This window comes from Acinetobacter lwoffii (assembly GCF_024129355.1).
GTDB classification, from domain to species: domain Bacteria; phylum Pseudomonadota; class Gammaproteobacteria; order Pseudomonadales; family Moraxellaceae; genus Acinetobacter; species Acinetobacter lwoffii_I.
Genome location: NZ_JAMXXP010000018.1, coordinates 1 through 26,217 on the forward strand (window position 1 = coordinate 1; position 26,217 = coordinate 26,217).

At 43.6% G+C, this 26,217-nt stretch carries 17 protein-coding genes and 2 tRNA genes; 12 read left to right on the plus strand and 7 right to left on the minus strand.

What is annotated here, in order from left to right; genetic code table 11:
• Positions 1 to 124: 124 nt before the first annotated feature.
• Both paeA and NI468_RS09810 read right to left on the minus strand, forming a co-directional pair.
• Positions 125 to 1,447 carry a polyamine export protein PaeA gene (gene paeA, locus NI468_RS09805; protein WP_004280552.1) on the minus strand — a complete coding sequence of 441 codons (1,323 nt, stop codon included), beginning with the start codon at positions 1,445 to 1,447 and terminating at the stop codon, positions 125 to 127.
• Positions 1,448 to 1,574: 127 nt separating this feature from the next.
• Positions 1,575 to 2,564 carry a LysR family transcriptional regulator gene (locus tag NI468_RS09810; RefSeq protein WP_004280551.1) on the minus strand — a complete coding sequence of 330 codons (990 nt, stop codon included), beginning with the start codon at positions 2,562 to 2,564 and terminating at the stop codon, positions 1,575 to 1,577.
• Between the two features lie 660 nt (positions 2,565 to 3,224).
• Between NI468_RS09810 and NI468_RS09815 the strand changes: the two genes are divergently transcribed.
• The 5 genes from NI468_RS09815 to NI468_RS09835 all read left to right on the plus strand — a co-directional run bounded on the left by NI468_RS09815 (position 3,225) and on the right by NI468_RS09835 (position 13,640).
• A complete protein-coding gene (locus NI468_RS09815) occupies positions 3,225 to 4,826 on the plus strand; it encodes an isocitrate lyase (protein ID WP_004280550.1) in 1,602 nt (533 codons plus the stop codon).
• Between the two features lie 257 nt (positions 4,827 to 5,083).
• Positions 5,084 to 8,179: a multidrug efflux RND transporter permease subunit gene (locus NI468_RS09820; protein WP_253101607.1), complete on the plus strand. Its 3,096-nt coding sequence runs from the start codon at positions 5,084 to 5,086 to the stop codon at positions 8,177 to 8,179.
• Positions 8,180 to 8,351: 172 nt separating this feature from the next.
• Positions 8,352 to 11,480, plus strand: a complete 3,129-nt coding sequence (locus tag NI468_RS09825; protein WP_253101609.1) for an efflux RND transporter permease subunit — start codon at positions 8,352 to 8,354, stop codon at positions 11,478 to 11,480.
• Positions 11,481 to 11,643: 163 nt separating this feature from the next.
• Positions 11,644 to 12,984 (plus strand): magnesium transporter, encoded by a 1,341-nt coding sequence (gene mgtE, locus NI468_RS09830; protein WP_168386990.1) that lies wholly within the window; start codon positions 11,644 to 11,646, stop codon positions 12,982 to 12,984.
• Between the two features lie 74 nt (positions 12,985 to 13,058).
• Positions 13,059 to 13,640 carry a DUF4112 domain-containing protein gene (locus NI468_RS09835; RefSeq protein ID WP_004280542.1) on the plus strand — a complete coding sequence of 194 codons (582 nt, stop codon included), beginning with the start codon at positions 13,059 to 13,061 and terminating at the stop codon, positions 13,638 to 13,640.
• Positions 13,641 to 13,721: 81 nt separating this feature from the next.
• Here NI468_RS09835 and htpX read toward each other — a convergent pair whose 3' ends face one another.
• Together htpX and NI468_RS09845 are read right to left on the minus strand one after the other, a co-directional pair.
• Positions 13,722 to 14,627, minus strand: a complete 906-nt coding sequence (gene htpX / locus NI468_RS09840; protein ID WP_004280540.1) for a protease HtpX — start codon at positions 14,625 to 14,627, stop codon at positions 13,722 to 13,724.
• A gap of 176 nt (positions 14,628 to 14,803) precedes the next feature.
• Complete coding sequence (locus NI468_RS09845; protein WP_253101612.1) at positions 14,804 to 15,676, minus strand: lytic transglycosylase domain-containing protein; 873 nt, start codon at positions 15,674 to 15,676, stop codon at positions 14,804 to 14,806.
• 499 nt (positions 15,677 to 16,175) lie between these two features.
• Here NI468_RS09845 and ttcA point away from each other — a divergent pair, with 499 nt between their 5' ends.
• Positions 16,176 to 17,102 (plus strand): tRNA 2-thiocytidine(32) synthetase TtcA, encoded by a 927-nt coding sequence (gene ttcA / locus NI468_RS09850; RefSeq protein ID WP_004280538.1) that lies wholly within the window; start codon positions 16,176 to 16,178, stop codon positions 17,100 to 17,102.
• Between the two features lie 206 nt (positions 17,103 to 17,308).
• Entirely contained in the window at positions 17,309 to 17,695 is a 387-nt protein-coding gene (locus NI468_RS09855) for an SCP2 sterol-binding domain-containing protein (RefSeq protein WP_004280536.1), read from the plus strand.
• 93 nt (positions 17,696 to 17,788) lie between these two features.
• On the opposite strand, the gene NI468_RS09860 is transcribed toward NI468_RS09855, so the two are convergent.
• Positions 17,789 to 18,904, minus strand: a complete 1,116-nt coding sequence (locus NI468_RS09860) for an MltF family protein (protein ID WP_005252511.1) — start codon at positions 18,902 to 18,904, stop codon at positions 17,789 to 17,791.
• A gap of 362 nt (positions 18,905 to 19,266) precedes the next feature.
• Here NI468_RS09860 and greB point away from each other — a divergent pair, with 362 nt between their 5' ends.
• The 5 genes from greB (at position 19,267) to epmA (ending at position 22,521) form a co-directional block, all read left to right on the plus strand.
• On the plus strand, positions 19,267 to 19,761 hold the full coding sequence (gene greB, locus NI468_RS09865) for a transcription elongation factor GreB (RefSeq protein ID WP_004645740.1): 495 nt from the start codon (positions 19,267 to 19,269) through the stop codon (positions 19,759 to 19,761).
• A gap of 88 nt (positions 19,762 to 19,849) precedes the next feature.
• A tRNA-Ser gene (locus NI468_RS09870) sits at positions 19,850 to 19,939 on the plus strand.
• A 273-nt stretch (positions 19,940 to 20,212) separates the two neighbouring features.
• Positions 20,213 to 20,302: transfer RNA gene (locus tag NI468_RS09875), tRNA-Ser, on the plus strand.
• 180 nt (positions 20,303 to 20,482) lie between these two features.
• The gene (locus NI468_RS09880) at positions 20,483 to 21,550 is read left to right on the plus strand and encodes a 4-phosphoerythronate dehydrogenase (protein WP_004645739.1); all 1,068 of its coding nucleotides are present in this window, start codon (positions 20,483 to 20,485) and stop codon (positions 21,548 to 21,550) included.
• Entirely contained in the window at positions 21,547 to 22,521 is a 975-nt protein-coding gene (gene epmA, locus NI468_RS09885; RefSeq protein WP_004645738.1) for an EF-P lysine aminoacylase EpmA, read from the plus strand. Before NI468_RS09880 ends, epmA begins: the two co-directional genes overlap by 4 nt.
• A gap of 83 nt (positions 22,522 to 22,604) precedes the next feature.
• On the opposite strand, the gene NI468_RS09890 is transcribed toward epmA, so the two are convergent.
• Complete coding sequence (locus NI468_RS09890; protein WP_004645737.1) at positions 22,605 to 23,840, minus strand: multifunctional CCA addition/repair protein; 1,236 nt, start codon at positions 23,838 to 23,840, stop codon at positions 22,605 to 22,607.
• Positions 23,841 to 23,934: 94 nt separating this feature from the next.
• Complete coding sequence (locus NI468_RS09895) at positions 23,935 to 26,214, minus strand: NADP-dependent malic enzyme (RefSeq protein WP_004645736.1); 2,280 nt, start codon at positions 26,212 to 26,214, stop codon at positions 23,935 to 23,937.
• Positions 26,215 to 26,217 lie beyond the last annotated feature (3 nt).

The window sequence follows — 26,217 nt, forward strand, 5'->3', positions numbered from 1 at the left end:
ACGAGGCATAGCGAATAGTAAAATTGGGTTTGGCGATTTGATTTTACTACTTCGCTATTTTTTTAAGCTAAAAGTGTCAACACACCCTAATTTTTTGAATAGAGGGCTAAAAAGAAGAACCAGATTAATCTGATTCTTCTTGAATAACTGAATTGGTTTCGATTAGGCGGGTCACCAGTAACTGGTCAATTTTAAAGTGATCGACGTCCACCACTTCAAACTTATAAGCACCAAATATCACTGCATCTGCAGGACGTGGAATCTTGCGTAATTTATACATCATGAAGCCAGCGATGGTTTCATAGTTTTCATCATCAGGCATCTCATCAATTTCAAGCGCATGCTTGATGTCTTCAATCGGTGTACTGCCTTCAATCAACCAGGAATTATTATCTCGTTTAATAATTTGCTGATCGGCTTCAATAGGCGTCACCCAGTCACCCATCACGGTAATCATAATATCGGAAAGGGTAATCACCCCAACGACCAGCGCATATTCATTAATGACGACGGCAAACTTTTCCTTGGTAGAGCGGAAACGGTCCAGAACTTCCGATAAGGTCAAAGTGTCAGGAATGGTCAACACATTACGGATGGTATTTTCATTGAGCTGCAGCAGCGACTGGTTGTTCAGAATACGCACCAGAATGTCTTTGGCATCGACATAGCCAATCACACTGTCAATGTCATTGCTACATACCAGAAACTTGGAGTAGGGATATTCTGCCAGCTTTTGCCGAATACTTTCTTCCGGTTCATTCAAGGTGAAGAACACCACATTTTCACGTGTGGTCATACTCGAAGGCACGTTACGTTCTTCCAGCTCGAATACGTTTTCAATGAAATGGTGTTCCTGTTTCTGGAGCACGCCTGCCTGTGCACCGGCATCCATCACTGCAGAAATATCATCAAAAGTAATATTGTCATCACGAATAGTATTTACTTTAAACAGACGGAACAGCATGTTGGCAATCGCATTGATAAACCAAGCCAAAGGTTTGCAGACTTTAATGAAAATCTGAATTGGCTCGATGACTGAGACTGCGATCTTTTCTGGCGCAATCATGGCCAGACGTTTCGGCATCAGGTCTGCAAATAAAATAAATAATGAAGTGACGACCGTAAACGAAAGCGCAAAGCTGATATTGTCAGCCCAAGGTCCTTGGTAAAAGCGGGAAACAAAATTATAAATATAAGGACGGAAGGCACCTTCACCTAAAATACCACCAAGAATGGCAACTGCATTTAAACCAATTTGGGAGGCTGCAAAGAAGTCTGCAGAATTTTCTTGTAGATCTAAAACTTTTTGAGCGCGATGATCACCCGACTCAGCCAGAATTTTGAGTTTGACTTTACGGGCACCAGCGAGGGCGATTTCAGTTAAAGATAAAAAACCGGCCCCCGTGATGAGTATTAAGATAATCACGATATTTTGTAAGAGGCTCACAAATCCACCTGTGGATGAATAGTATCTTGGGATATTTTTAACACAAAAAAAGACTTGAGGTGTAACAATGACATCTCAAGTCTTCGAAGTATAATCTTAAAAAATAAGAATTTAGAAGATTTTGAGTTTAATAATGTGAAAATTGAGAATTATTGCTCAGGAATTCACGGTTTTCTTCTTCAATCATCTGGCGGGCGACATATAAAATCAGCTGACGTAACCAGCGATGCGCCGGATGATGATGCAATAAAGGACACCATGCCATTTTCAATTCAAATTCAGGAATATAAAACGGCGGATCTTTGAGAATTAAATTGTGATTCTTGGCTTGCAAACGTGCAATGCGTGAAGGCAGTGTTGCGACCAGATCGACATTGGCAGCCAATAACCCCGGCATCTGGTAGTGACGGGTAAAGACTGAGATTTTACGTTTCTGGCCAATACGTTCTAAAGCCTGATCGATCCAGCCTAAACCGGCCTGTTTTTCAGGATTTACCCCGAAGCCAACACCCATACCGGTTTTGGAAACCCAGATATGCTGTGCATCCAGGTAACTTTTAAGGTTTAAGTTGCTTGCGGCAGGATGCTTGTTATTTAAAAGGCAAGAAAAGCTGTCACGCCAGACCAAAACCTGATGAAAACTTTGCGGGATTTCATTAAAACGGTTGATTGCCAGATCGACCTTGCCTTGTTCCATGTCACGATATGACACGTCACTTGGCGTCAGGAAGTCTAATACCACGTTCGGTGCTTCTGAACGTAGGGCTTTAACCAGACGTGGAACCAGCGTGGCTTCTGCATAATCCGAGGTCATGATCCGGAAGACACGATTTGAGGTATATGGACGGAACTCGGTACGTGGTTCCAGGATCATCGACAGATCAGCGAGCGCATCTCGAATGCGGGGCTGCAATTCTAAGGCACGTTCAGTGGGTGTCATGCCTTCAGAAGAACGAATCAGGAGGGGATCATTAAATAAATTGCGTAATCGGCGTAAGATGTTACTCATGGCAGGCTGGGTAACGCCCAGTTGTTCTGCTGCACGTGTGACATTTTTTTCGCGAAGAAGTACATCAAGATAAATTAATAGATTGAGATCGACCCGCTCCAGATTCATAAAAGAAATACCGAGAATAAATACAAGAAATTATGAAGATTATGCCATAATTGCCGGGCCTTGTGTAAAGCGTCGATGAAAAAAAGCCATGTGCTCACTGATAAAGTTTACAAAATTAACACAGGCTTAAGCTCCATTATTCAAAGTGTACATAAGAAAAAGATGCACGTTAAATAGAATATCATTTAGCCTTTTTATAGAGGGAAATGAAAACCATCTTTTCGCTTTAAAAGAACATGAGAAAGGCTGTTCTTACGTTCAGTATTTGAGTGAAAAGTACACTAAATCGAGAATTCATCAAGTTGAATAAATCATCAAAGATCAGTATTTTTTAAAGATAAAAGGGCATAAACCCCATATCCAGACTTAAGTCTAATGAATTATTTTTAAGCAACATGTGGAAATTTTATCCATTTTTATTTTTAAATAAATATATATAAAACATAATCTTAATTTAATCTATCAAGATTGTAATAAGACTTTGATCTACTCATTTTTTAAATAAATACTGAAGATTCTTGCAGACTATTGGATTAATTTTCATAAGCCCACTAATCTTTAGCTATCCCAACGGATCGTCGAAAATCTGAACAAGTCATTGAGGGTGTGATTTGAGCGGTTCGTTGCAGAAAAATCCTAATATTATTACAGGAATATATCATGACTACATACCAAACAGCGATTGATGCAATCCGCGAATTAAAAGCGAAATTCGGTAACACTTGGGCAGACATCAGTCCTGAAGATGCTGCGCGTATGCAACTTCAAAACCGTTTCAAAACTGGTTTAGACATTGCGAAATATACAGCGGCAATTATGCGTCGTGATATGGCTGCTTATGATGCAGACTCTAGCAAATACACTCAATCACTAGGTTGCTGGCACGGTTTCATCGCGCAACAAAAAATGATTGCGAACAAAAAATACTTCGGTACAACTGAACGTCGCTACATCTACCTTTCTGGTTGGATGGTTGCAGCGCTTCGTTCAGAATTCGGTCCACTTCCTGACCAATCTATGCACGAAAAAACGTCTGTTCCTGCATTGATCGAAGAAATCTACACATTCTTACGTCAAGCTGACGCGAAAGAATTAAACGACTTGTTCCGTGCACTTAAAAAAGCACAAGAAGCGGGCGACACTGCTAAAGCAGCTGAAATCACTTCACAAATCGACAACTTCCAAACTCACGTTGTGCCAATTATTGCGGACATCGACGCTGGTTTCGGTAACGAAGAAGCGACTTACTTACTTGCCAAGAAAATGATCGAAGCGGGTGCTTGTGCACTACAAATCGAAAACCAGGTTTCTGATGCGAAACAATGTGGTCACCAAGCTGGTAAAGTAACAGTTCCACACGAAGACTTCATCGCGAAAATCCACGCTCTTCGCTATGCATTCCTAGAAATGGGTCTTGATGACGGTATCATCGTTGCACGTACTGACTCTGAAGGCGCTGACTTGACTCAAAAAATCCCAGTGGTTAAAGAGCCAGGCGACATCGCTTCTCAATACATTAGCTACTTAGACACAACTGAAATCGACATTTCAGAAGCTCAAGAAGACGAAATTCTGATCAAGCGTGATGGTAAACTTCACCGTCCTAAACGTCTTGCTTCTGGTCTATACCAGTTCCGTGAAGGCACGCAAATCGACCGCGTTGTACTTGACTGTGTAACTAGCCTACAAAACGGTGCTGACTTGCTTTGGATCGAAACTGCGACGCCTAACGTTGCTGAAATCGCTCACATGGTTAACCGTGTACGTGAAACAGTTCCAAATGCGAAACTTGTTTATAACAACTCGCCTTCGTTCAACTGGACTTTAAACTTCCGTCAACAAGCGTATGACCGTTGGGTTGCTGAAGGTAAAGACGTTTCTGCTTACGACCGTGCTAAGTTAATGAGCGCTGAGTACGATGCAACTGAACTGGCTGCTGAAGCTGACGAAAAAGTTCGTACATTCCAAGCTGACGCTGCTCGTGAAGCGGGTGTGTTCCATCACTTGATCACACTTCCGACTTACCACACAGCTGCACTTTCTACTCATGAGCTTGCTCAAGGTTACTTCGGTACTGAAGGTATGTTGGCTTATGTTGCTGGCGTACAACGTAAAGAAATCCGCGGCGGTATCGCATGTGTTAAACACCAAGCAATGGCTGGTTCTGACATCGGTGATGACCACAAAGAAATCTTCGCTGGTGACAATGCATTGAAAGCTGGTGATGATTCTAAAAACACAATGAACCAGTTCAGCGCTTAATCCGCTCAATTGATTCACCAAAAAACCCTGCAGATGCAGGGTTTTTTGTTTGGAAAAATGCTATTAATAAATAGGGAAGAGCAATCTCAAGAATATGCTCAAGAGGGATTATCCATAATTTCTCCATGATTGGTTTTTATCGCAGTTTTTATGTGTTTAATTCTTGCATTCTAGTGCTATGTCACTGAATATTTGGATATAGCATGCTTATGTTCTGCATCAATTTACCCCTATTTAATTAAAAGTGACCCGGACTTATGCTGTCTAAATTTTTTATCCACCGCCCGATCTTCGCTGGGGTACTGGCGATTGTTGTCATGGCAATCGGCTTGTTCGCAGTGATGAACCTGTCAGTGGAACGTTATCCGGACATTGCCCCGCCAAGGATAACGGTGGCAGCAACTTATAGCGGTGCTTCTGCAGAAACTGTGGAAGAAAGTGTGACTCAAGTGCTGGAACAGCAAATCAAAGGCATTGATCATCTGCTGTATTTCAGTTCGAGTAGTGATTCTTCAGGGCGCAGCCGGGTCAGTATTAGCTTTGAAAATGGCACCAACCCAGATACTGCACAGGTTCAGGTACAAAATGCGATTAATGGGGTACTAAACCGATTACCGGAAGATGTACAACGCCAAGGCGTTAATGTCTTTAAATCGCTCGGTGATACCCATATGGTGATCAGCCTGTATGATGAGTCGGGGCGCAGCAACAATATTGAACTTTCCGACTATCTGATGACCCATCTGGAACAGGACATTTCCCGGATTGAAGGCATTGGTGAGGTGGATGTTTTTGGTTCACAATATGCGATGCGGATCTGGCTGAATCCGGCAAAATTAAAACAATATAACCTGATGCCAAGTGATGTGCGTGCTGCGATTGAAGCCCAGAATACTCAGGTCGCTGCTGGTGCGATTGGTGATCTTCCAGCCATAGACGAGCAATACCTGAATGCCAAAGTTACTTCGGGTTCACGGCTAAAAACTGTAGAAGAATTCCAGAATATTATTGTCAAATCGGATCGTGCCGGCAGCTTTATTTATTTGAAAGATATTGCGCGGGTAGAACTGGGTGCTGAAAATTATCAGTCTTATAGTACCAATAATGGTTATCCATCAGCAGGTCTGGGTATTTCACTGGCCTCAGGGGCCAATGCCATTGCCACCTCTAATCTGATTAAGGCTGAAATTGCCCGTATTTCCCAGCAATTGCCTGAAGGCTATAAAATTGCTTACCCACGTGACAATACGCCTTTTGTACAAGAATCAATTAAAGAAGTGATCAAAACCCTGATCGAAGCCGTGATCTTGGTCATCATTGTGATGTTCATTTTCTTGCAGAACTGGCGTGCCACTTTGATTCCTACCGTGACTGTTCCAGTGGTGATTTTGGGTACGATGGCGGTGCTGTATGCACTGGGTATGAGTATCAACACCTTAACCTTATTTGCGCTGGTTCTGGCGATCGGCCTGTTGGTGGATGATGCGATTGTTGTGGTGGAAAACGTCGAACGGTTGATGCATGAAAAGCAACTGTCTGCCAAGGACGCGGCCCTGGAATCCATGCAGGAAATTAGTGGAGCACTGATCGGGATTACTTTGGTTTTGACCGCAGTCTTTATTCCGATGGCTTTCTTTGGTGGTTCGACTGGCGTGATCTATCGCCAATTTTCTATCACTTTGGTTGCGGCCATGTCGCTGTCCTTAATGGTGGCATTGATTCTAACCCCAGCATTGTGCGCGCTTATTCTAAAACCGAATCCTAAACCGGCAAAATGGGCATCCTGGTTTAACCAGAAACTGGATCATTTAAAACATCGTTATCTGAATTTGTCTAAACTCACGATTCAGCGTCAGGCGATTTGTCTACTATTGTTTGCTGGATTGATCGGTGTGTTTGCGCTGTTCTATCGTGCTTTGCCGACCAGTTTCTTGCCGAGTGAGGATCAGGGGATCTTAAGCTTGCAAATCAAATTGCAGGAAGGCGCTCCGATGAAAAATACCATTCAGATCGGTGAAGAAGTCCGTAAGTATTTTCTGGATCAGGAACAAGCTAATGTCAATCTGGTGATGATCCGTTATGGGCGAAATTTCTCTGGAACTGGTCAGAACCTTGCGACCGGTTTTGTAGCGTTGAAACATTGGGATGAGCGTTCCGGTCAGGACAATACTGCACAAGCGATTCGTGAACGGGCCTTGAAGCATTTTCAAAGTAATCGCAATGCACAAATTAACGTGTCCATGCCAGCTTCAGTCAATGGTCTTGGACAAACCGATGGTCTGGATTTCTGGATTCGAGATATCAATGGCAATGGCCGGCAATATCTGGAACAGCAATTTAAAGCGCTGGAAGCTCGGGCGGGCAACTATACAAGCTTTGAAAATCTGGGCAAGCGTTCTAATCCTGACAAAGCAGAACTACGTGTCAATATTGATCAGAAACAGGCCATGGCCAACGGCCTGACTCAATCGGCAATCAACAGTACTTTATCCAGTGCTTGGGGCGGCAGTTATATCAATGACTTTATTGATCGTGGTCGGATTAAACGGGTGATTATGCAGGGTGATGCTGAATTCCGCTCTAAGCCGGAAGATCTGGCACAGTGGCATGTACGAAATGACCAAAATCAGATGGTGCCTTTCAGTAACTTCTCGCAAGTGGGCTGGAGTGGTGGTCCTGAAGTGGTCAACCGCTTTATGGGGTATACCGCATTGCAAATGGAAGCCGATCGGGCCAAAGACAGCAGTTCCGGCCAGGCCATGCAAGATGTGGAAGCTTTAATTGCCGAGCAGGAAGGGGTGGATGTGGTCTGGAGCGGTCTTTCTTTCGAGGAAAAACAGTCCAATAATCAGGCGATCTGGCTGTATCTGATTTCAATTGGTTTTATTTTTCTTTGTCTGGCGGCTTTATATGAAAGCTGGAGCATTCCAACCGCCGTGATGTCAGCTATTCCACTCGGGATTGGCGGCAATATTATTTTCAGTTATCTGGCTGGTTTCCCGAATGATATCTATTTCCAGATTGCCTTGCTGACTACCATTGGTCTGTCCTGTAAGAATGCCATTCTGATTGTGGAATTTGCTTCATTAGCGCAGCAACAAGGTAAATCGGTAGTAGAAGCCGCATTAGAAGGTGCGTCTTTACGTCTACGTCCAATTTTGATGACTTCTTTGGCCTTTGGCGCAGGGATTTTACCGCTGGTCTTTGCTACAGGCGCTGGTGCGGTGAGTCGTCAGGAAATTGGCGTGAGTGTATTTGGTGGTGTCATTTTTGGAACATTGCTGGTGCTGATTTTTATTCCATTTATGTATGTTTTAATTCGTCGACTCATCATCAAAAAATCGCGTGCTTAAAATAAAGGAAAACTTTAGAGCTGAAAAATCCCCGTTTATACGGGGATTTTTTTATCGCCAAAACTCGTCCAATGACTGGTTGCGTTTTCAGCATGGTGTGAAAATTGCTATAAAAATCATCTATTCATACAAGAATGCGTCGTGAGAATGCATCTGATGGGGATTTTTATTCATGTTGTCACGCTTTTTTATTTATCGACCTAAATTTGCAACCGTGATTGCCATTATCATGATGGTATTAGGAATTTTTGCACTGCAAAAAATTCCGATTGAGCATATGCCGAATATGGATGCACCTGCGTTAGGTGTTTCTGCGGGGTATCGTGGTGCATCTGCGGAAACCGTTGAGCAATCGGTCACGCAAATTTTAGAACAAGCGATAAAAGGCATTGAAGGTTTGGAAAGCTTTCAGTCCAACAGTAGCGTGGGGCGTGCAAATCTGGCCCTGTCGTTTGAGCAAGGCGTGGATCTCGATCAGGCATTGTTGCAAGTGCAAAATGCGGTCAATGGTGTGCTAAGTCGATTGCCTGAAGAAACCCAGCAAAATGGAGTGGCTGTTTATAAACAAGGTTATGATCAATTTGCATTACTGAGTTTATATGATGAATCAGGGAAGGCGACACCTACAGAGCTTGCTGACTATTTAATGGTGCATGTCGAACCGCGTTTTTCCCGTATTGACGGGATGGGTGAAGTGGAGCTTTATGGCGCAGGCTATGCGATGCGCATTTGGCTCAATCCACATAAACTACGCCAATTTAATTTGATGCCGAGTGATATTCGCAATGCAGTCGAGACACAAAATGCACCACTTGTGTCTGGTTCTATTGGTGGATTACCGACAGCACAAGATCAATACATGAATGCTAAGGTCAGTGCGGATTCACGTTTAAGTAGCATTGATGAATTTGAAAAAATTATTGTGAAAACAACAGATTCAGGTTCGGTCCTGTACTTGAAAGATGTCGCACGTGTTGAATTAGGGGCAGAAAGTTATAATCATTTAAATTATACCAACGGTCATTTATCCGCTGCATTATCGATTCAATTGGCGCCACGGAGTAATGCCATTGCGGTTTCAGAGCAGATGCAAACGGTATTGAAAAATGCCCAAGCCAATTTGCCTGCACATTATCAATTGCGTATGACTATGGACAGAACCCCATTTATTACCAGTTCAATTGAACAAGTCGCGAAAACTTTGGTCGAAGCGATGGTACTGGTGGTCTTGGTGATGTTTATCTTCCTGCAAAACTGGCGCGCTACTATTATTCCTGCAGTCACGATTCCGATTGTAGTTTTAGCCACATTTGCGGTGCTGTATGTATTGGGAATGAGCTTAAACAGTTTTACCTTGTTTGCCCTGATTTTGGCGATTGGCCTGTTGGTCGATGATGCCATTGTGGTCGTGGAAAACATTGAACGTTTGATGCATGAAGAACATTTGGATGCTCAGGCTGCAGCTTTAAAGTCAATGAAGGAAATCAGCGGTGCATTGATCGGGATTACTTTGGTCTTAACTGCTGTATTTATTCCCATGGCATTTTTTGGCAGTATGACAGGAGTCATCTATCGTCAGTTTTCCATCACGTTGGTCGTGGCAATGCTACTTTCTTTATTGGTGGCACTCATCATCACCCCTACATTTGCAGCGCAACTGCTAAAACGTCAACCACATCAACCAAAATGGGCACAGCGTTTTAATCGTGGCATGGATAAGCTCACCATACGTTACCAAAAGCTTTCTGCACGTAGCATGCAGTTTAAAATGACGATGTTGGCTGTATTTAGTATATGTGTTTTAGGCTTTGGCTGGCTTTATAAAACCTTGCCCGAAGGGCTAATGCCAACGGAAGATATGGGCTTTGTCATGGGTCAAATTGTGATGCCGGGCAATGCACCACGTTCTGAGATAGAAAAAGTAGGGCGTGAAGTCCAGGACTATTTAATGCAACATGAATCTGAGCGCATTCAAAGCATTGGGATTTGGTATAGCGGAAACAATGTTGGGGTTGGGCCTTATCGTGGTCAGCTATTTGTCGTATTAAAGGACTGGGCAGCGCGTAAAAATCCTGAAGATACCGTCTTTGCTATTGTAGATCGTGCACAAAAGCACTTTGCCAATCATGCCAATGCCCAGATTTTCTTTATGGCACCTTCTATGTCAAGTAATGGACGTGTGGTCGACTTCTGGTTACAAGATCTAGATTCACGGGGTAGCGAGTTTTTACAGCAATCCTTCTCTGAGATTGAAACTCGTGCCAAAGCAAAATCATCGATTGAATATTTACAACTTGATGTACCCAAAGAAAGTGCCGAGCTGAATATTAAACTGGATGTAGAACGTTTACTCAAATATGCCGTACCTCAGCAAAGTTTTAATAGTACGTTGGCTGCGGCTTGGAGTGGTACTTATATCAACGACTTTATTGATCGTGGACAAATCAAACGGGTCATCATGCAAGGCGAAGCGGAGTTCCGTTCTAAACCTGAAGATTTGGCACATTGGCATGTTCGTAATAGCACAGGCGAAATGTTATCGTTTAATCAATTCACTACGCTGAATTGGCAAGGTGGACCGAATAGTATCAACCGTTATATGGGCTATAACGCCGTGCCTGTATATGCAGGTATTCCCAAAGATCAATTTTCGAGTCAAACCATGCAAGATGTCGAAGCTTTAGTCGATGAACAAGACGGAGTAAATTTGGCCTGGAGTGGAGCCGCCTTAGAAGAAAAACGTAGCAGTGGGCAAGCTATTTTCTTGTATCTAATTTCGATTGCCTTTATTTTCTTATGTTTAACGGCACTCTATGAAAGCTGGACGATTCCTGCTGTGGTGTTGACCGCGATTCCTCTGGGCGTGGGAGGAAGTATTCTGTTCTGTGTCTGGTTTGGTTTTGCGAACGATATTTACTTTCATATCGCCTTGCTGACGACTATCGGTCTGTCCTGTAAAAATGCAATTTTGATTGTAGAATTTGCTGCACAAGCAGAGCGGGCAGGTCATACTCCGGTTCAGGCCGCGATACTGGCCGCGGGCTTACGCTTGCGTCCTATTCTCATGACCTCCATTGCATTTGCAGCGGGCGTACTGCCTTTGATGTTTGCCACCGGCGTCAGTGCAATCAGCCGGCAGGAGATTGGCAGTAGTGTTTTTGGTGGGGTGCTATTTGCCACTGTCCTGGTACTGCTGTTTATTCCCTTTATGTATGTATTGATTCGTAGTCTGATGATTAAAAAAACGGTTTCTCAATCAGTGGTGATAGAGTATCCATCTTTAGAAAGTGAACAAGCCTGACTCAGTCAGGCTTTTTTATGGCTAAATATCGAGGAATTGATTTATACAAAAAATATCGTCATATTGCAGCATGATCATTAAAATTATTCACATGAAAAAATTAGGATACATAGGGATCAGGACAAACCTCTCTTGACTGCCAGACTTTTATAATGAGCTGCTTATGCCGACAATTTCAGAAAAAATCCAGCATATCCAACAACAATTTCATTCTGAAAATCACGACATCGCTGTAGGTTTACTCAGTCAGCTGAATGTCGCCGATCAGGCACGCATTTTAAGTCGTTTAGATGCTCGGCAACAGGCCCGAATTTTAAAGGAACTGAATGAATCGAGCTTGGTCTATGCTTTTATGCCCCTAGGGCAGCAGTTAAACGTGGCACAGCACTTATCTATTTCAGAACTTGTTCCTATTCTGGATGCAATGCCTTCTGATGATTTTGTCGATATTTATAAGCAGTTTTCGCCGCCGCTACAGCTGCAATTGATGGGCGCATTATCTGAAGAATCCCAGCAGACACTCAAAGATCTGGCCATCTATCCGGAAGGTACAGCAGGTGCCATGATGAGCTCACGTTTTGTGACGCTCTCACCCGATTTAACCATGGATGAAGCGATAAAGGCTTTACGTGTGGTGGCCGCCGGGCAGGAAACCCTGTATCTGATATATATTGTCGATGCAGAAAAACGGCTGATCGGTGTGATTTCCCTAAGGCAGATCATTCAGGCCTTAGCTGAGCTGAGCATTGCCGAAGTGATGCAACGTGACGTCATTTCTGCCCAGGTAACAGATGATCAGGAAATTGTGGCTAGAGCCTTGGCCTATTATGATTTTATTGCCTTGCCAGTGGTTGATGCCCAGCAAAAACTCTTAGGAATTGTCACCTATGACGATGCTATGGACATTGTCGAAGCCGAAACCACTGAAGATATTTTAAAGTCGGGTGCAGTAACCCCGTTGACTGAGTTGAGCCTTAAAACTGCCCCGATTTTGACCCTGTATCAGAAGCGGGTCTTTTGGTTGGTCATTCTGGTTTTTGGCAGTCTGCTCTCTGGAGTCGGGATTGCACACTTTGAAGAGATCATTGCCGCACATATCGTGCTGGTATTTTTCTTGCCACTTTTGGTGGGCAGTGGCGGGAATGCCGGTTCGCAATCAGCCACCTTGATGGTGCGTGCTTTGGCCACAGGCGATGTCGAATTTAAGGATTGGTTTAATTTGCTCAGTCGCGAATCTCTGGTGGCGCTGTGCTTAGGCGGCACTATGGCGATTGCGGTATCCATTCTGGGTTATATTCGGGGAGATATTATGGTAGCTGTGGTGCTGGCCATCAGTATGCTCGGGATTGTGTTGACGGGCTGCCTGATCGGCATGAGTCTGCCTTTTATTTTAAATAAACTCAAACTTGATCCTGCCAGTGCTTCGGCGCCGTTAGTGACTTCTATCTGCGATGCTACCGGTGTGATTCTGTATTTATTCGTTGCTTCCAAATTATTGTTTTAATTCACAGATTGATACATCAGCCTAGAAAAAATACTTTATGCTCAAGAAAATCAGCATTATTTCTGGAATAACTTATGCCTGAGTCTGGACAAAAACCAAAATTAAGCCAACAAGAGGTGATACGTCTGGAACGTGATCTGGCCAAGTTTGCCAATATGATGGATTCCGTGGTGCGTATTCCATTTACCAAGCAAGGGGTGGGGGCAGACGCGGCTTTGAGTACGATTCCGGTTGCTGGAGATATTGCCGGTTTTGTACTGACCTGTTATGCCATTCATAAGGCCAAACAGATTGGGGTGCCGAGTGCCAAACTCAATCCAGTGATGAAAATGGCGGCGATCGATGCGGTAGTAGGATTTATTCCGGTGGCAGGCACGGTCTTTGATATTTTTATTCGGCCCAGTCGCAAAGCGCTCGATGTCGTGCACCTGCATATTCGCGAGGAATATCAGATTAATAGCGATCGACATGTGGTGCATCCATTTTTGCATGAAAGTCTGGAACGCAAACAACAGCAATCAGCATTCTGGCGCAATCCCGTGGTGGCCTGGATCTGGATTCATATCCCCGATATTTTAGGTACTTTATTCCTGATTGTATTTGTCTTCGCGATCGGGTGGGGTGCTATGGCGCTGTATCAATGGTTCAGCCAATGATAGGTCAGCTAAAGAATAATTGAATCCAATAAAAAAAGCCTGCAATTGCAGGCTTTTTTTGAATCAAAAATAAAGTTTTACTTAAGCACAATCAAGTTGTTGCAATGCAGCGACACGTTGTTCGATGCTTGGATGCGTCTGGAACAATGCAGCAAGGCTAAAGCCTTCTTCTTTACCCGCAGAAATCGCAAATGCTTTCATTTCTTTCGGCATGGCATCTGGCATTTCAGATTCTGCCTGTAAGCGCAGTAATGCTGAAATCATGGCTTGTTTACCTGCCAGACGTGCACCTGCTTCATCAGCACGGTATTCACGGTGACGAGAGAACCACATCACAATCGACGATGCCAAGATACCGAACACGATATCCAGCACAATAGTAATCACGAAATAGGCAATACCCGGGGCTTCACCTTCTTCACGACCAAAGACATTGCGGTCAATAAAATCACCTGCGACACGTGCGAAGAACATCACGAAGGCGTTCACAACACCTTGGATTAGTGCCAGAGTGACCATGTCACCATTGGCGACATGACCAATCTCATGCGCTAATACTGCACGAAGTTCGTCTTTGTTCATACGCTCAAGCAAGCCAGTTGATACCGCAACGAGAGCATCATTTTTGTTCCAGCCGGTGGCAAAGGCATTCGACTGGTAAGAGGGGAAAATACCCACTTCCGGCATTTTAATGCCTGCACGCTGAGAAAGTTGTGCAACTTCTTGGAGCAACCAGGCTTCAGCTTGGTTACGAGGTGCATTCGGGTCAATCAGTTCAGTACCCGTGGTCTTTTTCGCCATCCATTTAGACATGAACAGGGAAATCATTGAGCCGACCATACCGAACACAAAACAGATGACCAACAGGTTGCCTAGATTCAAGCCACCTGCGCCATGGTAACTACCGACACCGAAGAGTGACAAGATAATGCCAGCTACAACCAGTACCGCGAGGTTGGTTAGCAAGAACAAACCAATCCGCATCATTGAGAAATCCTCTTATTACAGAAAAATAATCTGATTATTAAATGTAAATCATTGAAATCAATATGCGGTGAAATCGAGAAGAATTCAAGGAAAAAATAGCATTTGGCTACAAAAAACACAGGATATTTTTTGTGCAAATTGAAACATAGGTCTTTAAAAACAAAGCTGTTTAGGAGTTATTCACTTAAATATATTTTTGCAGATGCTGACGCATTCGCGGTGGCATATGAGCCTGCCGGTGCATCGGTGAAACTGCCATCCGCTTGAGCAATGATCTGACGCTGATACTTGGCAGCCTGAATATTGGAAGCTGTGGTGGTTTCAATCGAATAATTGTCAGAACTGGCAATCACACGGCCAGTACCAGAAGATGCTGTATAGGTAGAACTAGTATTGCCAATTCCCTGAGCATATAAGTTCTGATAACGGCTGCTGACACGACGGACATAGTCCTGAGTTTCACGAAACGGTGGCACACCCTTATATTTGGCAACATTACCTTCACCGGCATTATAGCCTGCCAGTGCCAAGGTGGTGTTGCCATTAAAACGTTTCAATAACCAGGCCAGATATTTGGCACCTGCCATAATATTCTGCTGCGGGTCATAAGCGTTGCTGACATTAAAACGACGGGCAGTCGCCGGCATGAGTTGCATTAAGCCCTGTGCACCGACTGGAGAGCGTGCCTGTACATTAAAACCGGATTCGGTATGCATCACAGCTTTAATCAAGCCTTCAGATACACCATAGGTTTGTGCTGCCTGACGGATGATCGAGTCATAGGCATTTTTATTTTTACTATAACTTGGCAATACCGAAGCTTCACTTGAACCCCAGTTGCTATAACTGTGAATATTGCTGTCTGGATAATAGGTTTTCTTTTCTACCTGTAGATGGTTATAGCGACTTTTTTTATTGGTCAATAAAGTACTGCCATTACTGTCACGTAATTGATAGATCGTTTGACCGGCATAAGCAAAATGACAACAGCTTGCCAATAGCAAACCACTGATCCCATAACGCCCCAAAACATACACATTTATTTTCATTGTTTATATTAAGTAAACACAAGCGAGAAAAATTCAATAAAGAGTTTAACAAAAAATTACGGAATGAAAAGACTTGTGCGCTGCATTTATAAACGAGTTTGTAAATGCAAGTCATTTTTTACATTTTAGCAGTAGAAAAAAAAATATGATTTAATTTAAAACCTTAGGCTTGACAGGGTTAACTAATTGATTTTTATAAATAATTAAATTGATCAAAAAATGATCAATTTAAAGAAAAGCCTTATCTTTTGAGCCGGACAAGTTGTCAAGTCTGTTTCAATCCACAAAGTTATCCACAGCTTTTGTGGACAACTGTGGAAAAGTCCAAAAGATAAGCATCTTGACTAAAAAATGAACGCAATCGTTCAATATATCAATCTAAATAAAACATGAAAATGAAACTAATAAGACATTTTCATGAAAATAAATTCTTTTGATGCGATAGCGGTCTGAATCGGCTAAAATTGCGCGGTATTTTTTTTATGGGTTAATCTCGTCTATGTACTCGCCAGTTGAGTCCGAACAAGGATTTAATTTCAAACCTGAACTGCCAACAAGCTCAGCCTACTACCGTTTGTTGAAGAAGCTTCGCCGCCAGGTCGGACATGCCATTCGTGACTTCAAGATGATTGAAGAAGGCGATAAGGTCATGGTGTGTATTTCTGGTGGTAAAGACAGTTATACCCTGTTGGATATCCTGCTACAGTTCAAGCGCATCGCACCGATCAATTTCGATGTAGTGGCTGTAAATCTGGATCAGAAACAGCCAGGCTTCCCTGAAGATGTTCTACCGCGTTATTTAGAAGAAAATAATATTCCGTATTACATTCTGGAAAAAGACACCTACAGCATTACCAAAAAACTGACGCCAGAAGGCAAAACCTATTGTGCAGTCTGTTCGCGTTTGCGTCGTGGTTCTTTATACGGTTTTGCGCAGGAAATTGGCGCGACCAAAGTTGCTTTAGGCCATCATCGTGATGATATCTTGGCGACTTTCTTCCTGAACCTGTTCCATGGCGGCAGCTTGAAAGCTATGCCACCAAAACTGTTGTCTTCAGACAAAAAGAACATTCTGATTCGCCCACTGGCCTATGTGGAAGAAAAAGACATCATCAAATATGCAGAAATGCGTCAATTTCCAATTATTCCATGTAATTTATGTGGCTCTCAGGACAACCTGCAGCGCGCAATTATCAATGACATGTTACGTGATTGGGATAAAGCACATCCAAAACGTCTGCACAGCATTTTTGGCGCATTGCAAAATGTTTCGCCATCGCAGCTGGTCGATCGTGAATTATTTGATTTTGAAGTGCTGGACAGCCAGCGTGAATTCGACTTCAAAGGCGGTGATTCAACTGAAGAAGCTGTGGAAGGCGAGAACCGTCGGATCAATATGGTCAATCTGGGCTTTGCTGCAGACTAATTTTAGAACGTGTAGACATCAGCCTGCGGGTTGATGTCTGCTTATAAACATAAATAAAAATAGAACTACAAAAATTGAACGGCGCGTACAAAATTCGTTAGCCTTTGCGCTAATGATCATGATATAACAAAGCACAAGCATAATAGCTTCAACATGATGTCGTCTGGATAGTCGACACAAATGAACAAATAATTTGAGGAAAGATCATGCCTGCTTTTTTAACTGATGATTGGTTTTCAACTGTAGAAACTCTAACTGCGCAAGCTGGCGATTTGAATTTGCCACCAGCTTTGGCGAACCTTGCGATTAATTTGGTTGTAGCGGACACTACAGGTAATACTGAACTATCTTTAGATGGTGGGGCAATCAAAAAAGGTTTGTCTTCAAATGCCAAAACTACGCTGAATATGGATGGCGAAACTCTACGTAAAGTTTTTCTAGAGTTTGATATGGCTGCTGCGATGCAGGCCTTCATGACAGGTAAAATCAAAGTACAGGGTGATATGTCACAATTGATGGCACTTCAAACTGCAAAACCAAGTCAGGAACAAAAAGATTTGTTCAAGAAAGTACTTGAAAATACCACGGCTTAATTCTGCTAAGACATTCGCCCGAATAAAGACCAAAAAAGCTTACCCTGAGGTAAGCTTTTTTTATGGCATTTTGATTAACGCTAAGATTTCAGCTTAGATATTCACCAATTGCGGTGTAGTCTTGATATGCTCCAGATAAGCACGAATACGGGTTACATATTGCACCGCTTGACGGTAACGACCATTATTGGCCTTATTCTGATCCAGATAGGCATATAAGTTCACCCAGTTATTCGGGTTCTTGCCTTGCGACTGAATGCGCTTTTGCAACTGATTCACTGCACCTGGACCCATATTATACGCTACCAGTGCAAACCAGTTCCGATCTGGAAAAGGAATATGCTCATAGCGACTAAGCATTTGATCATAATACTTGGCACCACCCTGAATACTTTGAGCAGGATCGGTACGGTTACTCACGCCCATGGCTTTTGCTGTACTGTTGGTCAGCATCATCAAACCACGCACACCCGTCGGAGAAACTGAATTCGGTTTCAGATAAGATTCCTGATAACCAATGGCCGCCAGTAAATGCCAATCCAGATCATACTGCTGCGCTGTCTGTTTAAAACTCGCTTCATAGATCGGCAGGCGATTGTTCAAATCACGTTGAATGGTGGTCCAGGATTCCTCTTTCACCACATTCTGATTATAAAATGAAGCAAGCTGCTTGATGGCACCACTTTGTTTACCTTTGCAGACAAAAGCACTGGCCGTCTGGCTCAAAGGATCTGTAGCAGATTTAAATACTAGGTTTAAATTGGTATTCAAGCCATTACTCGACAGAATCGATTCATCGCCACAAGTGGCTGAGAATGACGTCAAACGCTTGTTTTCAATGGTGCGTATATCGGTAGTTGTCATAGCCAGATTGGCTTTACCCTGAGCAACCCATTGTAGTGCCGTATTATTATCAGGGACGATTTTAAAATCGAGCTTTACATTCAGATTGTTGGCATAGTTACGAACCAGATCATAACCGAAGCCATGTAGATGTTGTCCATCCTGGAATACGGTAGTCGGATTTTCAACCGCAACCACGGTCAACTTATTGCTATTGACCACATGATCAAACTGAAGTGTGGTCTTACTTGCATTGATACTGTGTAGGGGAATAAATGCAGTGCTCAGTACAAGTACTTTCAAAGGGAGAGAAGAAATTACAGATCTTAGGCAAAGCCTCGACCCAGTGGATGAACTACTGTGCATGTTGTCTCCGCTACAAGTAATTTATGCCCTAAAAATCACAGCCAATAAAGCCAGAAATTTTAACAGTTTGATAAATTCAATAAGGGTTGGGCAGTCATGACGTCATTCAAAATGACAAGAGATTTAAAGATAATTATGTAGAAAAACTACATAGATTAAAAAGTAAGCATTTCCGGGAGTTGCTGGCATATTAATGATCTGAAAAACGATTGTCAAATTTTGTACACAAATTATTTTTAAAAATAATTTTAAGATATTGAAATATAGGGTTAATTTTTTTGGAATTTTGTCATTGTGTTAAAATGGTAAATAAAATAAGCTGTTTGTAAGTTAAAACACTGAAAATATGATCAGCAAGACGTATGAAATCCAACTTAATCACCCGTGCTGGACACGATAAATTGGTGGCAGAACTTAAGAATCTCTGGCATGAAGAGCGCCCTGAAATTACCAAAAAAGTAAACTGGGCCGCTAGTCTCGGCGACCGTTCTGAAAATGCAGACTACCAATATAACAAGCAAATTTTGCGTAAAATTGATCGACGGGTCAGGTATCTCGGCAAGCGCCTCGAAGAACTGAAAATCATCGATTTTTCCCCGGAGCAAGAGGGCAAGGTCTATTTTGGTGCCTGGGTGGACATTGAAAATGAAGAAGGTGAACAAAAAACTTTACGTATTGTCGGTGTAGATGAAATTTATGATCATCATCCGCAGCATATTTCGATCAGTTCACCGATGGCACGCGCGTTATTAGGCAAGCAGGTCGATGATGAGGCCGAGGTATTGACCCCCTCCGGCAAGAAACTTTGGTTCATCAACTCAATTCGTTATGAAAAGCCAGAAAATTCAGCAGATTAATGTAATTGATTTTATTTTGTGCAGTTGATGCAGTGAAAGCATAAAAATATTTGCCAAGCATGATTTTTGTTTATATCATGTCGGCCATGGAAGCGTGGCAGAGCGGTTTAATGCACCGGTCTTGAAAACCGACGAGGGTGTGAGTCCTCCGTGAGTTCGAATCTCACCGCTTCCGCCAAATTTTAAAAACCCAGTCAATTTGACTGGGTTTTTTTATGTCTGAATATTTTTTCAGTTGTTGATCCGCTTGATGCTGAATGTGATTATTTCTCTCATTATTCTCTACTGAGTTAAATACAACTCAAGATCATTTCAAGATTCAAATCTTTGAATGAAAATGCCCAGGTTGGCTTTGATTTCGGATGATTTTTAGCTGAATAAGCCGCTTTTTATAGAAGTTTCGCTAAATTTTATTGCCAAAAATCTAATTTATTTATATGATGGCGGCCAAGGAAGCGTGGCAGAGCGGTTTAATGCACCGGTCTTGAAAACCGACGAGGGTGTGAGTCCTCCGTGAGTTCGAATCTCACCGCTTCCGCCAAATTTTTAAAACCCCAGTCGAAAGATTGGGGTTTTTCTTTTTAGGCTGCAGATCTTGAATATTAAATTCTTCAGTCCTGAACTTAATTCATAAAATCTTGAAAAATGGACGTATCGGCCAAATATAGAGTCAGAGGCGTCAACGCGCTATTATACGCCCAAGCATCATATGGATCTCATTATGAAAATTGTCGCAGATGAAAATCTGGCATTTACCGATTATTTCTTTTCCGAATTTGGTGACATTCAACATTGTGCAGGGCGAACCTTAAGCGCAGATGATGTCAAAGATGCCGATAGCTTGCTGGTACGTTCAGTGACTCAGGTCAATGAAGTACTGCTACAGAATAGTTCGATCAAATTTGTGGGCAGTGCCACCATTGGTACAGATCATTTGGATATTGCTGCATTAGAACAACATGGGATTCAGTGGAGTAATGCAGCCGGCTGTAATGCGCAAGCAGTGGCTGAATATGTCATTACCGCATTATTGCAGGTACGTCCTGAATTACTCGATGCCAATACGACATTTACCCTGGGTATTGTCGGTTTGGGTAATGTCGGAACCCGACTGGCCTACATGGCGAAGCTCTTGGGCTGGCGCGTGATCGGTTGCGATCCTTTTGTGCAAAGAGAGCAGGTTGATCAAGTCGAATTTCATGAACTGCTGCAGCAGGCGGACGCCGTTTCAATTCATGTCCCTTTAACCAAAACAGGCATATATCCAACCTATCATTTATTTAATGCTACTGCGTTGGCAAAAATGCAGCCTGACGCGATCCTGATTAACTCAGCGCGTGGACCAGTGATTGAAGAAACTGCCTTAATTCAAGATATTAAAGCGACACAACGCCCCGTAATTTTGGATGTTTTTGAACACGAACCGCTGATTTCAGCAGAACTTCTGGATCTGGTGACTTTGGTGACTCCGCATATTGCCGGCTATAGCCTGGAAGGCAAGGCACGTGGTACCCAGATGATTTACGAAGCTTTTTGTCAAACTTTCGGTTTTGCAGCCAATAAACAGTTTGAATCCCAGCTGCCTATCTGTGAGCAGTTTTTTCAGGGGCAGGATTTAAAAATGGCATTGCAACAGCATTTATCCCAAATTTATGACATTGCTCGTGATGATGCCAATCTACGTGCCTGTCTCAAAGAAGGCAAAATCGATCAGCAGGCATTTGATCATTTACGTAAAACCTATCCGCTGCGTCGTGAGTGGGCAGCACATGGTGGGCCGAAGGCATGACGATGACGTATCAACCCACTTGTGACCTTCAAGCCATGCGTGCACGGGCGACCTTATATCGTCAAATCCGTCAATTTTTCGCTGAGCGGGATGTATTAGAGGTGGAAACACCGATTTTGTCTCAAGCCGGTGTGACCGATGTGCATTTAGCCTCGGTACAGGCACAGCGCCATGTGCTGGGTAAACTGAATACGCATTATTTGCAGACCTCACCCGAATTTGCTATGAAGCGCTTATTGGCCAGTGGTAGTGGACCCATTTACCAAATCTGTAAGGTCTTCCGCAATGATGAGCATGGACGCAAGCACAATAGCGAATTCACCATGCTGGAATGGTATCGCCCGGGATTTAGCTTAAAAGATCTGATGTTTGAAGTATCGGATTTGCTGAATGTGACTTTGAAAGCACGTTTTGGCGAAATCCGTCCGACCATTCTAAGCTATAAACATGCTTTCATGGATCGTCTGGATCTCAATCCACTTCAAGCCACTTTACAGGAACTGAAAGATTGCTGCCGCCGCGTTGGACTCAATCTGGATTTAGGCGAGGATCGTCTCGGTTATATCGACCTGTTATTTTCACATATGGTTGAACCTAGTCTGGGTTTTGATACTGCAGTATTCCTGACTGATTTCCCCCCTGAAATGGCATCACTGGCCAAAACCCGAACCGATGAAGATGGTGAACTGGTCGCCGCACGTTTTGAATTGTATATCGAAGGTTTAGAATTGGCCAATGCCTATGATGAGCTGATTGATGCCGACGTATTGCGTTCGCGCTTTGAGGCGGATAATGCAGAACGGGCCAAGCTGGGCTTGCATGTCATGCCGATCGATAAATATCTATTGGCAGCTTTACCGAATATGCCGGAATGTTCTGGAATTGCCCTTGGAATTGACCGTTTGTTGATGATTGCAACCAATCAAATGAAACTGGAGCAAGTGATTACTTTTCCGGCAGATATTTCCTGATGGTACTGATCCAATATTTCTTAATTCCTTTTGTGATAAAGAGAAATTAAGCTATTAAAAAAGCACCCGAGGGTGCTTTTTTATTATTCAATCGCTACGGTTTGTTGTGCTTTGAGTTCACCGAGTGCCTGAATCCGTCGTTCAATCAGCATTTCACCAATATCCGGACCCTGAATATCGGCAGGCAGGTCTTGTGCCTTGATGGCGCGTACGGTTTGCATGGCATCGAGGACATATTGTGCTTGTGGATAAGCACGATCTTCCAGACCTAGACGGCCACGTGAATCACATTCACACGCCTGGACGAAAGCTTCGACACGTTCAGGGCGACGTAACACATCCAGACGTTGCAATAATCGCCATAAGGTTCCCGGCTTAAGATTGAAGGCCTGATGGCATTTCAGATGCTCTTTGCACACCGCCAAAGCCAGCTGCTTGGTATACGTCGGCACTTTTAAACGGTCACACAGTTCATTCACTGGCTTGATGCCACGCTCTTCATGCATGATATGTCGCGGTAATTCTTCAACCGGCGTTAAAGCTTTTCCTAAGTCATGCACTAAAACGGCAAAACGTACATCCAGGCTATAATTTTGACGACATGCCTGCTGCAAGGACATCATCGTGTGAATGCCGCAGTCAATTTCCGGATGATATTCAGGTCGTTGCGGAATGCCATATAAGGCGTCAATCTCAGGGAAGAGTACCTTTAAAGCACCACACTCGCGTAATACTTCAAAATACACATCAGCATGACGTTCGGATAATGCACGGGAAGTTTCTTTCCAGACGCGTTCCGGTGTCAAGGCATTTAATTCACCCGATTCAGTCAAGCGTTGCATTAACGCCAAAGTTTCATCGGCAATCACAAAGCCTGCACTGGTATAACGGGCAGCAAAACGGGCAATGCGTAGCACGCGTAATGGATCTTCGACAAAAGCATCGGAAACATGACGTAGAGTCCGCTTTTCCAGATCCTGTTGACCACCATAAGGATCATAAACCTGGCCGGCATCATCCATGGCCATGGCATTAATGGTCAGATCGCGACGAATCAGATCCTGCTCTAGCGTAACGCTGGCATCGGTATGAAACTCAAAACCATGATAACCGGTGCCAGATTTACGTTCGGTACGCGCCAGTGCATATTCTTCTTTTGTTTGGGGATGTAGAAAAACAGGGAAATCTTTGCCTACGGGCTGATAGCCTAAGTCAAGCATTTGCGCGGGAGTTGCACCAACAACCACATAATCTTTTTCGTGATAGGGGTGTCCGAGCAAATGATCTCGAACTGCGCCGCCTACTAAATAAACTTGCATGAAAAAACCTCTATTCTTACAAGCATCATGCTACAGAATAGAGGTTTTCTCAAGTTAAGAAACGAGGCTGATGCGTCGTTATCTTGTCATTGGCTTAAAGTGCATCTTGTTCCGCTTGCTGGATTTCTGCAACAGTCAGTGCAGTCATGTTGATGACACGGCGCGTGGTCGCAGTCGGCGTCAAAATGTGGACAGGTTTCGCAGCACCCAACAGAATTGGACCAATCGTTACGTTGTTGCCTGAAGTTGCCTTTAACAGGTTAAACGAGATATTGGCAGCATCCAGATTCGGCATGATCAGCAAGTTTGCAGAGCCTTTGAAACGTGAATTCGGGAATGCAAACTGACGAATGTTCTCATCCAGTGCAGCATCACCGTGCATTTCACCTTCAACTTCCAGCTCAGGCGCGATTTCAGACAGGATGTCATACACCTTACGCATTTTTTGCGCGCTGGCATCATGCTGGTCTGAACCGAAGCTTGAGTGAGAAAGCAGGGCAATACGTGGCGTCATACCAAAACGGCGAACTTCTTCAGCGGCTAGAATGGTCATTTCAGCCAGCTGTTCAGCTGTTGGATTGGTGTTGACATAGGTATCGGCAATGAACAAGTTACGGTCTTCAAGCATCAAGGCATTTAGGGTAAAGAAGGTGTTATGACCATCTTTCTTGCCAATGATATTGCTGACGAAGTCCAGGTGAATGTCGTAGCTTGAATACGTACCACACAGCATACCGTCTGCCATACCATGTTTCACAAGCATCGCTGCGATCAGGGTAGAGCGGCGACGTGCTTCACGCTGTGCATATTCAGGTGTTACACCCTTACGCTGCATGATATTGTAGTAATCATCCGCAAACATTTCATAGTTGGGGTTCTTTTCCTGATCAACAATCGTGATATTCACGCCATCTTCAAGACGTAGACCCAATTTTTTGATGTTGGCTTCAATTACCGCTGGGCGACCCACCAGAATTGGAATTGCCAAACCATCATCTACCGCAATTTGAACTGCGCGAAGTACACGCAGGTCTTCACCTTCCGCATAAGCAATACGTTTAGGATCAGATTTGGCTTGTTCGAAAATCGGTTTCATCATGAATGCAGAGTTGTAGACAAACTCAGACAAACGTTGACGATAATGCGAGAAATCCGTGATTGGACGTGTTGCCACGCCAGAATCCATGGCTGCTTGTGCAACAGCAGGTGCGATTTCTAGAATCAAACGTTGATCCAGTGGTCCCGGAATCAGGTATTCACGGCCAAATGATGCCGATTTTTCACCATAAGTCGCCGCATCAGCTTCAACGTGTGCCATACGCGCGATCGCGTGGACACAGGCAATTTTCATTTCTTCGTTAATGGTGGTTGCGCCAACGTCCAGCGCACCACGGAAGATGTACGGGAAGCACAGTGCGTTATTCACCTGGTTCGGATAGTCAGAACGACCAGTCGCCATGATCACGTCATCACGAACTTCATGCGCATGTTCAGGCAGAATTTCTGGATCCGGGTTCGCCAAGGCAAAGATGATCGGATCTTCAGCCATGACCTTGACCATTTCTTTGGTCAAAATGCCCGCAGCAGAAAGACCAAGGAACATGTCTGCACCTGAAATCACGTCACCAAGCTGAGTAGCTTCAATGTCTTGTACATAGGCTTTCTTAGATTCATCCAGGCCTTCGCGATGTGTAGTCAGCAGACCGCGTGAATCGGCAACGATGATGTTCTCTTTTTTAGCACCCAGAGCGCAAAGCAGATTTAAACAAGACAGTGCAGCAGCACCCGCGCCTGAAGCCACGATCTTGATGTCTTCAATTTTTTTACCGTTGATTTGTAACGCGTTGAGGAGCGCAGAACCGACAATAATCGAAGTACCGTGCTGATCATCATGGAATACTGGAATATTCATGCGTTCACGCAATTTTTGCTCGATATAGAAACACTCTGGCGCCTTGATATCTTCAAGGTTAATCCCGCCAAAAGTCGGTTCTAATGCAGCTACAATATCCACAATTTTGTCTGGATCATTTTCAGCAATTTCGATATCGAATACATCAACGCCAGCGAATTTTTTGAATAATACGCCTTTACCTTCCATCACTGGTTTAGAAGCCAAAGGACCAATATTACCCAAGCCAAGCACGGCAGTACCGTTGGTCACTACAGCAACCAGGTTGCCACGAGCCGTATACAATGCAGCAGTTGAAGGATCGCGTTCAATCTCAAGACATGGTGCAGCTACGCCAGGCGAGTAAGCAAGGGCCAAGTCACGTTGGTTGACCAATTGTTTGCTTGGTGTAACGCTGATTTTCCCCGGGGTAGGAAACTCGTGATAGTAAAGGGCCTGTTGCTTTAAAGATTGTTCGTCCATCAG

What these genes read in the sequence shown, in the direction of transcription:
- NI468_RS09810 (WP_004280551.1), bottom strand. Translation starts at nt 2,564, where the DNA reads ATGAATCTGGAGCGGGTCGATCTCAATCTATTAATTTATCTTGATGTA.
- NI468_RS09815 (WP_004280550.1), top strand. Translation starts at nt 3,225, where the DNA reads ATGACTACATACCAAACAGCGATTGATGCAATCCGCGAATTAAAAGCG.
- NI468_RS09820 (WP_253101607.1), top strand. Translation starts at nt 5,084, where the DNA reads ATGCTGTCTAAATTTTTTATCCACCGCCCGATCTTCGCTGGGGTACTG.
- NI468_RS09825 (WP_253101609.1), top strand. Translation starts at nt 8,352, where the DNA reads ATGTTGTCACGCTTTTTTATTTATCGACCTAAATTTGCAACCGTGATT.
- mgtE (WP_168386990.1), top strand. Translation starts at nt 11,644, where the DNA reads ATGCCGACAATTTCAGAAAAAATCCAGCATATCCAACAACAATTTCAT.
- NI468_RS09835 (WP_004280542.1), top strand. Translation starts at nt 13,059, where the DNA reads ATGCCTGAGTCTGGACAAAAACCAAAATTAAGCCAACAAGAGGTGATA.
- htpX (WP_004280540.1), bottom strand. Translation starts at nt 14,627, where the DNA reads ATGATGCGGATTGGTTTGTTCTTGCTAACCAACCTCGCGGTACTGGTT.
- NI468_RS09845 (WP_253101612.1), bottom strand. Translation starts at nt 15,676, where the DNA reads ATGAAAATAAATGTGTATGTTTTGGGGCGTTATGGGATCAGTGGTTTG.
- ttcA (WP_004280538.1), top strand. Translation starts at nt 16,176, where the DNA reads ATGTACTCGCCAGTTGAGTCCGAACAAGGATTTAATTTCAAACCTGAA.
- NI468_RS09855 (WP_004280536.1), top strand. Translation starts at nt 17,309, where the DNA reads ATGCCTGCTTTTTTAACTGATGATTGGTTTTCAACTGTAGAAACTCTA.
- NI468_RS09860 (WP_005252511.1), bottom strand. Translation starts at nt 18,904, where the DNA reads ATGCACAGTAGTTCATCCACTGGGTCGAGGCTTTGCCTAAGATCTGTA.
- greB (WP_004645740.1), top strand. Translation starts at nt 19,267, where the DNA reads ATGAAATCCAACTTAATCACCCGTGCTGGACACGATAAATTGGTGGCA.
- NI468_RS09880 (WP_004645739.1), top strand. Translation starts at nt 20,483, where the DNA reads ATGAAAATTGTCGCAGATGAAAATCTGGCATTTACCGATTATTTCTTT.
- epmA (WP_004645738.1), top strand. Translation starts at nt 21,547, where the DNA reads ATGACGATGACGTATCAACCCACTTGTGACCTTCAAGCCATGCGTGCA.
- NI468_RS09890 (WP_004645737.1), bottom strand. Translation starts at nt 23,840, where the DNA reads ATGCAAGTTTATTTAGTAGGCGGCGCAGTTCGAGATCATTTGCTCGGA.
- NI468_RS09895 (WP_004645736.1), bottom strand. Translation starts at nt 26,214, where the DNA reads ATGGACGAACAATCTTTAAAGCAACAGGCCCTTTACTATCACGAGTTT.